Origin of the sequence: Thalassoroseus pseudoceratinae (genome assembly GCF_011634775.1) — a bacterium.
GTDB classification, from domain to species: Bacteria; Planctomycetota; Planctomycetia; order Planctomycetales; family Planctomycetaceae; genus Thalassoroseus; species Thalassoroseus pseudoceratinae.
Genome location: NZ_JAALXT010000001.1, coordinates 745,757 through 759,244 on the forward strand (window position 1 = coordinate 745,757; position 13,488 = coordinate 759,244).

Below are 13,488 nucleotides of genomic sequence, written 5' to 3' on the forward strand. Positions count from 1 at the left end.
GACGTAGCCTCAAGTTCCGAGAATCCTACCAACTCCATAAAATATCTTGAAAGGACTCGGATTGTGGACTCATATCAACCTGTGGACTTAGTGTTGTCGCGACGATTCCTGCGGAAATGCCGCGAGGCGAAGTCACGGCGAAAAGTCGCAGACTCCACCGGTGTCGAGCTTTCCGGCGGACGGTTGCTCGCTGCGTCAATCGTGCTCGGCCGCATTCTCAAGCGTTCCTTTCTGTCCGATGACGAGAAACACGTCGGCGTGCTCGTGCCGCCATCGGTTGGCGGAGTGTTGGCGAACACATCCCTAACGCTGTTGAATCGAGTTGCGGTCAATCTGAACTACACCCTCACCAACGAAGCCGTCAACGACTGCATCCGTCGCGCTAAAATCAAACACGTCATCACCAGTCGCAAAGTGCTGAAGAAATGCGGCTTTGAACTGGATGCCGAGCTGATCTTCATCGAAGACCTGCGAAAACAAGCGAAAAAAGCCGACAAACTCACCGCGTTCCTGCAAGCATTCGTCTTGCCGATTCCCATTGTCGAACGGCAACTTGGTTTGCATCGAGTTCAACCGGATGACTTGCTGACGATTCTATTCACCTCGGGATCGACCGGCGTTCCCAAGGGCGTGATGCTTTCCCATCGCAACGTGAGTTCCAATACGCTTGGCGTGGGTGCGATCGCTGATATCCGTGCCGACGATATGCTCGTTGGGATTCTGCCGTTCTTTCACTCTTTCGGCTACACCGCGACGCTGTGGTTGCCGTTGACACTCGATGCAGCAGCGGCGTACCACTTCAGCCCGCTCGAAGCCCGTGAGATCGGCCGGTTGTTTGAAACATATGGCGGATCGATTCTGATGTCCGCTCCCACATTTCTCAGATCATATCTGAAACGATGGAAGCCGGAGCAGGTCAAGCAACTGAGTTTGGTCATCGTCGGTTCCGAGAAAATGCCCAGCGACCTGACAGACGCCTTCCGAGAAAAGTTTGGCGTGGAACCGAGTGAAGGTTATGGAGCCACGGAGTTGTCTCCGGTGGTATCGGTGAATATCCCTGAGAACCGTCTCACCCAAAATTCGTCCGCCGGAACAAGACTCGGAAGCGTGGGACGACCGTTACCAAGTGTGCAAGCCAAGGTAGTCGATCCGGAGAGTTTCGCCGACCGTGGTATCGGGGAAGAGGGCTTGCTGCTGATTTCCGGACCGAACGTCATGCAGGGGTACTACGAAGACGATGACCGGACTTCGAAAGTCGTGCTCGATGGCTGGTATGTGACCGGCGACTTTGCCCGAATCGATAACGAGGGGTACATCGAGATCACTGGGCGACAAAGTCGGTTCTCGAAAATCGGCGGCGAAATGGTTCCGCACGAGCGAATCGAGAAACTGCTTCAGCAAGCGGTTTCGACGGCGACGGAAACGGTTGCGGAATCGGATGACGACGACGATTTGATTCCGAATCTGATGATCGCAGTGAGCTCCGCGCCGGACGCCAAACGTGGCGAACGGTTGATCGTGTTCTACCGAGAGAATCCTCTTTCGCCGGAGGAATTGATCTGTCATCTGCATGAACACGACCTCCCGAACTTGTGGATTCCCGACCGAGAGGCGTTCATCCCAGTTGAGGAAATTCCGATCCTGGGCACGGGCAAATTGGACCTGCGAAGACTGAAAGAACTGGCGGATGCTCACGGATGAAACCCGTTCCGCGTCGAATGGTTGAAAGAATGACCAACGCTTCGCGCGCGCATCACACACCATTCGACTGGCATAACCGGTAGGGTCTGCCCGGAGAACGCAAAAGCTCTCAGCTTTCGCAGTTTGACATCATCTTCTTCCGACCTGCGAGGGGTTTATGTTGCAAAAATGCAACGTTCCCCAAACATATCTTCGCAGGAAGGAAGACTTTCATGAAACGCTGTTCGCATTTCCGTGCGGCGGTCGTCGCGATCATCACGGGCGGTTGGTCGCTCGCTGGTGTCCCCGCCTCGGCTGACCATCACGGCGCTCCCCATCCCCCGCATGCTCAGGCGGATGGTGCCGGGAAACCCTGTTACCTCAGTTACGATGTGAAACCTTCCACCGTCGCCGTCCCAGAAGTTCACTGGGAAAAACGGACACGGGAAGTCACGAAATACCGCACGGAAACGCAGCAGAAGACCGTCACCGTGCACAACCGAGTGGCGGAGACGAAGGAAGTTCCCTTCACGTTCACCGAAACGATTCCGCACAAGAAAACCCGAATCGAGACGTTCTTCGAGAACATCCCCTACACGGAAAAAGTGGCTCAACGCTACACCGTGATGGTGCCGGAAACCAAGACTCGCACCGTGACCTACTGCGTGCCCGTTCCGGTCAAACGTCCTGTGACGCAAACCTACACCGTGATGGTGCCGGAGAAAGTCACCAAGACTCAACATTACAAAGTCTTGAAACCGGTCGTTCGACACGTGCCGCAGAAATACACAATCTGTGTTCCAGAGCAACGTAAGAAAACAGTTCAGTACACCGTAGGTGTTCCGGAACTTCGAACCGTCCGCCGCAAGTACCGTGTGACCGTCCCACAATACGAGTTGAAGACCGTCACTCAAACCGTCGGTGTGCCGGCTGTGAAGACTGTCAAACAACAGTACTGCGTGAATATCCCCGAGACGACCTACCGCGACGAACCGTACTGCGTCAAAGTGCCGTACACCGTCGAAGACACCGTCCCGGTCACTGTGATGGTTCCCCATCAAGAGAAGCGAACAGCCTACCGAACCATCTCGCACATGGTGCCGGTTCTGAAAGCCAGCGAAACCTACGTGGACGAAGGCTCTTGGAAACTCGTTCCCGGCTGCCCGGCTCCGACTTGTATGGAATTCGGTCCTTGCGGTCCGTGCAATCAACCCGGCCCGACTTGTATGACGGGCTCTTGCATGAGCCACGCTGGGATGGGTCACTGCATGACTGGCGGTGCACATTGCAACGGTTCCAACGGGAGCTGTGAAGGCCATCTTGGAATGCACTTCGCCGGTGCATACGCCGGATTGTCGATGGGTGTTCGCGGTGCTGGTCACTGTGTCGAGAATGGACTCGGCTTGATTCACAACTACGGCAGCTGTGCTGTTGGATTCATGGAATCGGTTTGCGATGTCGTCGGGATGGAACTCGGTCACGCGAAAGATTATCTCTACCGCAAATGCGATCGTTTCACGACGCCGCGTTATGTGCCGCTGCCGGTTGCACCGGTCATGCCATACGCTCCTGCCGGCTACGGAGTGGCTCCTTATTACTACCCGGTCAGCCCGCAAGTGATGCAACAAGAAGCCCCAGCCGCACCGGCTCCAGAAGCCACCACAAAAACCGAAAAGTCGAGCGACATCGAACTGACCGCTTGCTTCGACAACTGCCCAATGCCACGCCCGAACGCGTGCAACACCTGCAACACGACGCCGGTTTCGGTTCACAAACCACAACCGCAATGCGACTTGGCTTCCACACATGCCAAAGACCAGCCCATGCGGTGGGTCTGGATGCCGAAGTGGGTCCGCAAGACCGCTATGTGTCCGTCGATGAAGCAAGTCTGCAAGAAAGTTCCTTACACCTACTGCGTCACGGTCTACAAACCACAAACGCAGATGAAAAAAGTTCGCACCACGCTGTGCAAAATGGAAACTCGCGTCCGCAAGGTTCCTGTCTGCCGCATGCGTCGTGAAGTTCGCACTCGCAACGTCAAAGTTTGCTACACGGTGCCGAAGCAAATCACTCGCCAAGTGCCGATCTGTCGCCCACGACAAGCCGTCATCGAGAAAGTCTCGAACGTCGTCGTCTGTGTGCCGCAAGTTCGGACTCGTGAAGTCTGCTACACCGTGCCACGGAAGATTTGCAAAACGAAGTTGGTTCCTGTTCGACAAATGGTCTGCGAAACCAAAACTCGTGAAGTCGAGTGCACCGTTTGGCGACCCGAACAACGCTCACGTATCGTGACGCTCACGAGCTACACGCTGCAACCGCGAACCGCTACCGACTACTGCACGGTGATGAAACCGGAAGTTCGCACCCGACTCGTTCCTCGCACGTACTACAAAGCCGTCGAACGCCAACGATGTGTCGAGTACGTCGAGTACGAGCACCGCAAACAACAGTCCACACGGACCGTGGTTTCCTACCGAATGGTTCCGGAGCAAAAAGTCGTCACCGAGAAAGTGCAAATTCCTTACACGGTGACCGAAGAGTACTACGAACCTGTCGTGCGAATGAAATCGTTGCACGCCAACGTTCCGAAACTGGTCAAGCGACCGGGCATCATCGAAGACGAATGTCATCCGATGCCTGCCGCAACGCACTCGGAACCCCATCACCAAATTCACGCACCGATGGCCCCCGTTCCTCCGATGCCAGAAGAGTTCAGTGCGGAAGAGTAATCGAACCTTCGAATTCGATTGACGAACAATGAGAAATCCCGCTCACGGTTTCGACCGAGGGCGGGATTTTTCGCGTTGACGTTCAGGCCGAAGGCCACAACTCCCGAACGAGTTCCCAATCGACGTTCACACCTAAACCGGGTGAATCGTTCAATCTCACGATCGGTCCTTCAATCGCCAGCGGATCAGTCACGATACGACGTTCATGATAGATCGGTCCCAGAATGTCACCGGGATACGATTCGACCTGTAAGTTCTCACATCCGACCACAAGTTGTGCCATCGCCGCACAGGCGACATCCAACTCCAAGTTCGATCCAATGCTACACGCCACACCGTATTCGGCTGCCAGTTCCGCGATGCGTTGGGATTTGCGAATGCCGCCGTTTTTGCCAGGATAGATACTGATTACATCACAGGCGTCGGCTCGAATGCATTCGAGCGCGTCGTTTAAATCGAAGCAAATGTCGTCGGCCATCACCTTCAATCCCGTCTCGCGACGCACCTGTGCCAACCCTTGAAAATCGCCGCGTGGGGTTGGTTGTTCAAAGAGTGTCACTCGGGCGTCTTCCAACTGCCGAGCCGCCTCGATCGCGGTTTCCACATCGAAACCGCCGTTGGCGTCGATGACGAGATCAATCTCGTCACCGGCAACCTCACGCACGATCCGCACACGCTCCACATCATCAGCCAAGTTGGTACCGACTTTCACTTTGATCGTCGTGAAGCCATCTCGAAGGAGTTCCACCGTGCGATTGCGAGCCCGATCCGGATCGTAAGCCCCCATCGAAAACCGACAGCGAATCTCCGATGATCGCTTTGGTCCTCCAAGCAACTCAAAAATTGGTTGGACCTTCGATTTGCCAACAACATCCCAGCAGGCCATCTCGATCGCTGATTTCGCAAACCAGTTGCCGACGGACAACTGATCGAGGATCTCGTCCACTTTTTCGATGTCTTCCGGATCGACTCCAATCAATGCCGGTGCGAAAACTTCGTCGATAATCGCTTTCGCCCCCCAAACGGTTTCGCCGCTCCAGCGAGGCAACACGGTCGCTTCGCCGGCACCTTCCAAACCGTTCTCCGTCTCGATCCGGACCAAGACGTATTGCGAAACCTCGTGCCGACCGAGTGCGGATATCATGCGATGCGACGGCACCAAAGGTACCCGCACCGGGAAAGTTTCAACCGACGTGATTCTCATGCCCTCTCCAAGTCCTTAAGATAAATAGGAGCGCGAAGTTCCCAGACCCTATCTTCCATCGACCAACAGACGCAACCGCGAAGGAAAATTGATGAACCTTACCGCTGGAGCCTCGCGAACCGATCTGACTCCCTTTTGGGGTGTGGAGTTGGCCGGTTGGGGCTATTACCTCGAACGGAAGTGGCAGACCGTCCACGATAACCTTCACGCAACCGCCCTTGTCATCGATAACGAGGAAACGCGATTGGCCATCGTCTCTGTTGATTTGATGGTGGTCGACGAAGCCTTCACCGCATCCGTTCGGGAGCGTGTCGCCAGTGAAACGGAACTCGAACCGAATGCCATTCTGATCGCAGCGACGCACACGCACAACGCACCGTCGGCGGGTGGATATCTCGGCGTCGGCGAAGACAACGAACTCTACACGCAATGGGCGATCGAACAGACGGCGACCGCGATCATTCAAGCCGATCGTTCTCGTGAACCGGTCTCGGTGGCGACGGCATCGACACGGCTTGCCGGTCAGACATTCAACCGCACCCGAGAGAATGGTTCCGTCGATCCGACGCTGACGACGCTTCGAATCAACCGCATCAATGGGAATCCGTTGGCGTTCGTGGTGAACTTCCAGGCTCACCCGACGGTCGCCGCGAAACTGCGACCGTTCGCCGTCAGTCGTGATGTCCCTGGGGACGTTTGCGATGTCATCGAAGCGGCTCACCCAGATGCGTTGGCGTTGTACTTGCAAGGTTCGGCGGGCGATGTGAATTTCCATCGGACGTTTTCGACGCCCGAGCGTTGTCGCGAACCGGGATGCCTGACCGCCGGACTTGCGTTGGCTGCTCAGGGAAATTCCACGCTCATCGAAAACCCGACACTCGGTTTCCGCAGTGAAACAGTCACGCTCCCGACACGTCGATGGACCCGCCAAGAAATCGACAAAGACCGCGACGAAGCTCAACGTCGTCTCCGGGAAATTGATGTCGATGGTTGGCAAGACACGATCGGCAAGGTCATGACGAACAACCCCGAAGAAATGATCGCTCGCCATGGCGGAGACGAATGGCTCGCGGTCCGGGCGATGTGCCGTTTCAATCTGGCTTGGACATTCGAAATCCTGAAGGACTGGGAAACGCGGCCCGAGACATTGAAAACCGAAGTGCAAGTCATTCAAATCGGGGAACTGGCGATCGTCGCGAACGGTTCCGAGTTCTTCAGTTCACTCGCACTCGATGTGCGAAACCGATTAGGGCTCGACCATTTGATGATTGTCGGATACGCGAACGGACGCATTGGCTATTTGCCGGATGCTCACGATATCGCTGCCCGCAGTTACGCCGCTTATCAAAGCCCGAAGTATTGCTTGCAATTTCCGTTTACCAACGCATCCGGACCCACGATGTGCGACGCGATGGTCAAACTCGTCCGGAGCTTAGACTCCCGCCAGTAAACCTTTCGACTTATTCGATCGAAATCGAGACGCTCTGTGAAACGTATTTTTTTGACCTTGGCCATTATTGCCAACATCATGCTGATCGTGACGCTGGTCCTTGGATTGCTCATTGGCGATGCGACCGATCGCAACCCCACGGTTCAAGCAATCGTTGGATACCACTTCCTCCTGGCGATCGGCAGCCTGATATTCGCGATCGGCGTGCATGCGTTGGTCTTCACATATTTCATGGGCACGGGGCGGTGGATGGAAGAAACCTGCACCGCGTACCGGTTGCCGGGAACGTTTCAGGCGACCAGTCAGTCGATGAAATATCGCATTTTGGCACCGCTGATGGCTGCGGTGTTGCTGTTGTTATTCACCGGTGCCCTGGGAGCAGCAGCCGATCCGGCGTCTCCTGTTGAGTTTACCGGCGTCGCTGGCATCGACGCCGCCACCGTTCACTTTCTGCTGGCAGCCACCACGATTGGCGTTCAACTGATTGTGAATGGACTCGAATACCTCGCGATTCAAAGCAATATGGAATTGATCGAGCAAGTCATGGGCGAGGTTCGACGAATTCGGATCGATCGCGGATTACCGGTCTCCTGAGAGTAGAAAGCAAACTGTGCAACTCGGTCTCGATGCATTTCCCAAGACAGCGGAATTGTTGCAACAAGGTTGCGGGCGACTGCACTTCGGTGCGCAGGTTTACGTTAGTCGGTTCGGTGAACGGTTGGCGAATTTCGCCATTGGCGAGAACCGACCGGGCGATCCGCTTGACTCGGAAACTGCGATGCTGTGGTTGTCGGCCGGCAAACCGATCACTGCAGCGGCGGTCCTCTTGGCATGGCAACGAGGGCAACTCGATCTTGATGATACGGTGGTGAAATTCATCCCCGAGTTTGAAACGAATGGAAAGAAAGACGTCACCATTCGTCACCTGCTCACCCATACCGCACCGCTGCGAAACATCGAAACGGGTTGGCCGGATGCCGATTGGAACAGGGTCATCGAACGAATTTGTCAGGCCGAGCCCGAGTCCAATTGGCCGAGCGGCACGCGTGGGGGATATCATCCGCAGGCGAGTTGGTTCATTCTGGGCGAAATTCTACAACGAATTTCCGGTGACTCGGTCGAACATTTTCTCACTCAGAACATCTTCGAACCCCTCGGAGTAACCGATATCCACGCCACTGCTGGCGGACCACCGGAGCACCGAATCGGCGTGATTCACGAACGGGTCAAAGGAGGATTGGGTGAGCTTGCCTGGCACACCGGCGAATTCCAAAAAGCTGTCTCGCCCGGATCGAGTCTCCGCGGACCGGCGGCGGCGTTGGGAAGATTCTACGAAGGTCTTCTCAATCCACCGAGTGACTGGCTGAATGCCCAAACCGTTGCCGCCATGTCGTCCATTCATCGGCGAGGCTTGTTCGATGAAACGTTGCAACACCGTGTAGATTTTGGACTGGGCGTAATCGTTGACTCGAACATCTACGGAGCCGATACCGTTCCCTATGGCTACGGAGCACACTGTTCACCGAGAGCATTCGGGCACGGTGGATCGCAATCGTCAATCGGTTTCGCGGATCCGGAATATGGCTTGGTTGTTTGCGTGATCGCGAACGGTCGCCCCGGCGAACCGCAACACCAACGCCGCAATCGAGCGGTCAATACCGCCATCTACGAGGACATCGGTCTGGCAAAATCATCTAACTGACCGCACTACGGTTGCACGGCCCCGATGAAGGGTTTCGTGCCAAATTGCCCCAACGGTTTTCCCGCCGACTTCGGAATGGCGTTTCCGGTTGGCTTGAGAAAATTCGCGGCGGTAGCATCTTCGGAAGCGAACGTCACCGCAACGCTGGTCTTGCCATTATCCGGCTTGAACAGATCCAAAGCATCCGGTTGCCCACCGGCTTTTGAGGCCGAAAAGTTCCAGCCAATTCCTTTGGCCAAGAACCGCTGTCCAAGGAGTGTCTGTTTCTCGCCTTGATCGAGTTTCGCGGGGGTGCCCGAAATCTTGGCAAAGAGATTCCGCCGAACCGCGAAACTTTGGTTCTTCTTGAACGACGACTTTGGTAGTCCAGTAAACGCGATTCCGGTTTGCAAATTGAAAAATGTGTTGTTGCCAATGACCACGTTTTCTTGTTCAGCACCGTGACTGTCGATTCGAATGCCGGTCCCGTTCCCACTGCCCGCGATTCGATTCTCAAGAATCTTAACGGCGTTGACGTCGTTTCCGATTTCGATGCCGGTCTTGAAGGAGCCGGAAATCAGACAATTCCGAACGGTGACATGCGAAAGTGTTTCTTCGAACTGCGTGAACTCAGCGGCGGGTTGCAAATTGATTCCAATGCTGTTCGACCCACCTTGCAGGTCCAACCGCTCAAACACGATATCCTTGCTACGACCGCTTTCACCAATCGCCCCTTCCGCGAACACGCCGACCTGTCCATAACCACGGATCTTGATGTTCTTCAGCCTCAACCCCTGCGTCATATCGGACACACGAATCGCAACAGGTGAACCACTGGCGTCGATTTCAATGTTCTCAAGAACCACGTTCCGCAACTTGCCGATCTCAACCACTGGATCACCGCCGGACGCTTTCAACTTGGCTCGGTTATCGGCATCGGAGCGAATCAGAACGGTGGTATTCCACAAGTACTCACTATTGTCGAGCTGAATTCGTTCGTTGAAAACTTCACCGGCGGCCAGTTCGATTTCCTGTCTTGGCAAACGCATCCCGGGTGTGACGTTTTCCGTGATGAAGCTCAGTGTTTCGGAGATGCTGGCAAAATGAGCTTCCGGCCCGCCGACACGAATGGGTTTCCCCAGCAACTCGAGACGGGCTTGGACGGGCTTTGTCTCTTCGGCCGGTTGCTTGGATTTGGGATCGCTTGAGGCTGTTTTGTCGTCCGTCTTTTTTGGTGTGTCCTCGTCTCCACCGCTAAAGATGAAGAATCCGGCGACAGCCAAGACCAATACTCCGACGACAGCCCCAATGATGATGGTTCGCGAGTTTTTATCACCACCGCTTTTTTTGGGTTTTGGTCGTCTTGTGTGCTTGACGACGGACGAGCCGTGGGCGACCGGTGCGGGTTCCGACGAAGTATTTAGATCGAAACTTGGAAATTCCGAAGCGGCTTCAGGTTCCGACGGGGCAACCGGTGGTGGTGTTTCGGCAGGCGGGACAGCCTTCGCCACCGGCGTGACGGCGGGTGCCACTGGTGGGGCAGGCTGGGCGGTCGGTGGTGTCACCGGTTCCGCAATGCTCGGCGATTCGGTTTCCGGTGTCGGCTGAGCCACGGGAACAGCTTTCGCCGCTGGGATGGCTTCGGCTGGTTGAGCCACTTTCACGGACGAACTCGGCGGCGACACCGGCTGAGCTTTTTTGACCGTCGTTTCAGCTGTTTCGTTTGGCTGATTGTTTTCCGTCTGAATTGGCGTCGCTGGTTGAGCCTCGTCCGGAGCGTCAACGATCGGCGAGAACGCGGAGGCCGCCTCATGACTTTTGGATCCGCTTCCGAGGTTTGCCAAGAATGAGGACAGTTCCTGTTCGTCCGGGGCAGGGGCGCTCGGCTCCGGTGCCTTTGCCGAGGTCACTTTGGTCGACGGACTGCCGACAGACACAGACGAATCTGGCACCGATTCCGTCGAAGGATCGGCGGTGTGTTCGGCTGGCGTTCCGGATTCCGTCGGTTGGAAGTCTTTGGTCGAGTCTGTTGCTGATGTTGGCTCTTGTGTAGACGACGGTTCCGGTGTCACAGGAATCGCTTGAGCGACTGGCACCGCCGGTTTCGCAGGCGGTTCCACTTGCGGCAAGTCATTTTTGGAGGACGAAGGACGAGAAAACGAATCCGAAGCCCCGGGATGTTCCAACCGCCAAGCTTCTCCACCATGCTCGAATAACCAGCGGCCAAGATCCTGCATGATCTCTTCTGCAGTCTGGTGACGTTCTTCGACCTTTTTGGCCATCATTCGGCGTATAATCGCCAACAAGTCCTCGGGGACATCCACTCGGTCGTTTTGAATCGGCAACGGCTCTTTGGTTTGGTGCGCCATGAGACGTTGGGCCAAAGTTCCCTCTCGAAATGGGGGATGACCGGTCAGGATGAAGTAGAACGTGCATCCGAGACTGTACAAGTCGGCGCGATGATCAACGTTATGACTGTCGAGCGCCTGCTCAGGAGCCAAATAGTCGGCGGTTCCCAGAACTTTCTCATCATGAGCAACGGTGAGCGATTCCTCATCCTCATTGTCGAAAAACCGTGCCAGCCCCATGTCTAAAATGCGGACATTCCCGTTGCGGTCAACGAGCAAATTGCCCGGTTTGATGTCGCGATGCACCATTCCCGCGGCGTGAGCATGGGCCAAACCAGACGCACTTTGACGAATGTATTCGGCCGCTTCCACGTAGCCGATCACACCGTCTTGCGCAACGATTTCTTGCAAATCGCGACCTTCGACGTACTCCATGACCAGAAAGTGGATTTCCTGGCCTTTGTCGGATTCATGGTCGACATCGTAGGCCCGAACGATATTCGGATGATCCAGCGACGCCACCGCTTGGGCTTCGCGGTGGAATCGGGCGAGGTAAGACGTGTCGTTCACTCGTTTTGTCGGCAGCACTTTGATGGCGCATCGTCGCCGCATCAGCACATGCTCGGCGAGGTAGACGGAACTCATCCCACCTTTGCCGAGTAACGAAAGCAGCCGATACTTCCCGAGAAAGAACCCTTTGTGCTTGCCTTGTAGGAGTTTGTCGGCTTGCCATTGCGTCAGAACGCCGCGTTCGACCAACTGGTCGGAAAGCTGCCGCGAACTCTCGATGTTAATCCCCTGGGCTTTCATGTCGTCGATGGCCGCCTGAAGACGATCCTGCGGCACAAGATTGCTTTGTCGCACGACATTCAAAAACGAGGGGACAGTCAGCTTGATTGCCATACTTGATTTGCTTGAATGTTGGCAGCGGAACAATGGCAGCGTTCGAAATCGATAAGCACACGGCCATTATCGAAAGGGAAACGCACATCGTCGAGTTGGGTTGATGGTCGGTCGGAAATGCGAACGCGGAAGACCAATCTTCCCAATTGAAATCTTATCCCCTAAAGTTACCAGCGTCCCACATGCCTTTCTAGTGTGAATAGCCAAATTGGCGGGGGCGCATTTGGGAATTCGCGTCCGAGTCTTTTCCGAGAATTTGAGTATGTCATCCGAACTTCAGGAAACCGACGCGACGTCGACAACCAACGATAGCACACAAATCGTGCCCGAGAACGATCTCGGTCGGCATTGGCTCGGCTCGGTCATGATGTTGGTCGCCGCATTGGCGTTTGTACTTATTGTGGGCGAGAAAACCGTTGGTTTGCCCTTTGAAATGCCACGCTCGTTCTATGCGTTTCCGGTATTATGGTTTGCCGGTGCGTTCATTATGCTGATGGCCGGTGTGTTCATTGTGAGTCAGGCGAGTCCGAACACCAAAGAAGCTTGGCAGCCGTCGCAATCAGGCCAGCGGTTCGACAGCATTCATTTGTATACACGCCCCGGGTGTCATCTTTGCGATGTCGCCAATGATATCCTCGCCAAATACCGGGAATATCTGCCGAAAGCGGAGGAAGTGAACATCGAATCGAACCCGGAACTTTTGGAGAAATACGCCCTGGACATTCCCGTCGTTGCTTGCGACGGACGCGTCCGGTTTCGAGGGCATGTGGATGAAATCTTGCTCCGACGGCTTATTGAAGCCACCCCACCACAAAACGATGCCACCACTTGATTCGAGAATTCGGAAACTCCATACCCGTCCGGCCCTGAATTTTCTATACTGAGGCCAGAATTCTTCAAAACCGTGTTCCATCAACGATGGTTCATCCATCTTGGAACGCGTCTAACTCGGTTTTCGATTCACTTTGACTTTTTCATCGGCTATCTGCACCCATGTCGAAATTCAGTGAAACATCTCTGTCCGACTCCAAGATTTTGATCGCCGACGACAACGTGCAAAACTGTGAGTTGCTCGACGCATATCTCGCCACCGAAGACTACGAGATCGGCTTTGCGTACGATGGGGAACAAACCCTCGAACAAGTGTCGGAGTTCGCTCCGGATTTGATCCTCCTCGACATCATGATGCCAAAACTCAGTGGCTACGAAGTCTGTCAGAAAATCAAATCCGACTCCAAAACCCGGTCGATCCCAATTCTGATGGTGACGGCTCTCAACGAAAAGAACGATATCGAGAAAGCCGTTCAGGCCGGCTGTGACGACTTCCTGACCAAGCCCGTCAATCAACTGGAATTGAAGACGCGTGTGCGTTCTTTGTTGCGTGTTCGCCATTTGACGAACGAGCGTGATCGCTTGTTGGCTTACCTAGCCGAAGTCGAGAAGTCTGGGCAAGAGACAAACACCTCCGACTCTTAGCATTCACGCCATCCCGC

At 55.1% G+C, this 13,488-nt stretch carries 9 protein-coding genes; 7 read left to right on the forward strand and 2 right to left on the reverse strand.

All coding sequences use genetic code 11. From position 1 onward, the window contains the following. The first annotated feature begins 63 nt into the window (after positions 1–63). Both G6R38_RS02680 and G6R38_RS02685 read left to right on the forward strand, forming a co-directional pair. The gene (locus G6R38_RS02680) at positions 64–1,701 is read left to right on the forward strand and encodes an AMP-binding protein (RefSeq protein WP_166820128.1); all 1,638 of its coding nucleotides are present in this window, start codon (positions 64–66) and stop codon (positions 1,699–1,701) included. A 212-nt stretch (positions 1,702–1,913) separates the two neighbouring features. Continuing rightward, positions 1,914–4,409, forward strand: coding sequence for a hypothetical protein (locus G6R38_RS02685; protein ID WP_166820129.1), 2,496 nt, complete (start codon positions 1,914–1,916; stop codon positions 4,407–4,409). A gap of 82 nt (positions 4,410–4,491) precedes the next feature. Here the strand turns inward: G6R38_RS02685 and G6R38_RS02690 are convergent, their stop codons facing one another. Beyond that, positions 4,492–5,613, reverse strand: a complete 1,122-nt coding sequence (locus G6R38_RS02690; protein WP_166820130.1) for a mandelate racemase/muconate lactonizing enzyme family protein — start codon at positions 5,611–5,613, stop codon at positions 4,492–4,494. 91 nt (positions 5,614–5,704) lie between these two features. Between G6R38_RS02690 and G6R38_RS02695 the strand changes: the two genes are divergently transcribed. From G6R38_RS02695 to G6R38_RS02705, 3 genes are read left to right on the forward strand one after another with little or no spacing between them, the layout of a single operon-like run. Continuing rightward, complete coding sequence (locus tag G6R38_RS02695) at positions 5,705–7,063, forward strand: neutral/alkaline non-lysosomal ceramidase N-terminal domain-containing protein (protein ID WP_166820131.1); 1,359 nt, start codon at positions 5,705–5,707, stop codon at positions 7,061–7,063. 36 nt (positions 7,064–7,099) lie between these two features. Next, positions 7,100–7,657 (forward strand): hypothetical protein, encoded by a 558-nt coding sequence (locus G6R38_RS02700; protein WP_166820132.1) that lies wholly within the window; start codon positions 7,100–7,102, stop codon positions 7,655–7,657. 16 nt (positions 7,658–7,673) lie between these two features. Beyond that, positions 7,674–8,765: a serine hydrolase domain-containing protein gene (locus G6R38_RS02705; protein ID WP_166820133.1), complete on the forward strand. Its 1,092-nt coding sequence runs from the start codon at positions 7,674–7,676 to the stop codon at positions 8,763–8,765. A gap of 5 nt (positions 8,766–8,770) precedes the next feature. On the opposite strand, the gene G6R38_RS02710 is transcribed toward G6R38_RS02705, so the two are convergent. Then, on the reverse strand, positions 8,771–11,995 hold the full coding sequence (locus G6R38_RS02710; protein ID WP_166820134.1) for a protein kinase domain-containing protein: 3,225 nt from the start codon (positions 11,993–11,995) through the stop codon (positions 8,771–8,773). Between the two features lie 262 nt (positions 11,996–12,257). Here G6R38_RS02710 and G6R38_RS27795 point away from each other — a divergent pair, with 262 nt between their 5' ends. Beyond that, a complete protein-coding gene (locus tag G6R38_RS27795) occupies positions 12,258–12,827 on the forward strand; it encodes a glutaredoxin family protein (RefSeq protein WP_206028435.1) in 570 nt (189 codons plus the stop codon). A 161-nt stretch (positions 12,828–12,988) separates the two neighbouring features. Next, positions 12,989–13,471 (forward strand): response regulator, encoded by a 483-nt coding sequence (locus G6R38_RS02720; protein ID WP_166820135.1) that lies wholly within the window; start codon positions 12,989–12,991, stop codon positions 13,469–13,471. The last annotated feature ends 17 nt before the right edge of the window (positions 13,472–13,488 follow it).

Coding starts and splice junctions, on each gene's coding strand:
- G6R38_RS02685 (WP_166820129.1), top strand. CDS start 1,914: ATGAAACGCTGTTCGCATTTCCGTGCGGCGGTCGTCGCGATCATCACG.
- G6R38_RS02690 (WP_166820130.1), bottom strand. CDS start 5,613: ATGAGAATCACGTCGGTTGAAACTTTCCCGGTGCGGGTACCTTTGGTG.
- G6R38_RS02695 (WP_166820131.1), top strand. CDS start 5,705: ATGAACCTTACCGCTGGAGCCTCGCGAACCGATCTGACTCCCTTTTGG.
- G6R38_RS02710 (WP_166820134.1), bottom strand. CDS start 11,995: ATGGCAATCAAGCTGACTGTCCCCTCGTTTTTGAATGTCGTGCGACAA.
- G6R38_RS27795 (WP_206028435.1), top strand. CDS start 12,258: ATGTCATCCGAACTTCAGGAAACCGACGCGACGTCGACAACCAACGAT.
- G6R38_RS02720 (WP_166820135.1), top strand. CDS start 12,989: ATGTCGAAATTCAGTGAAACATCTCTGTCCGACTCCAAGATTTTGATC.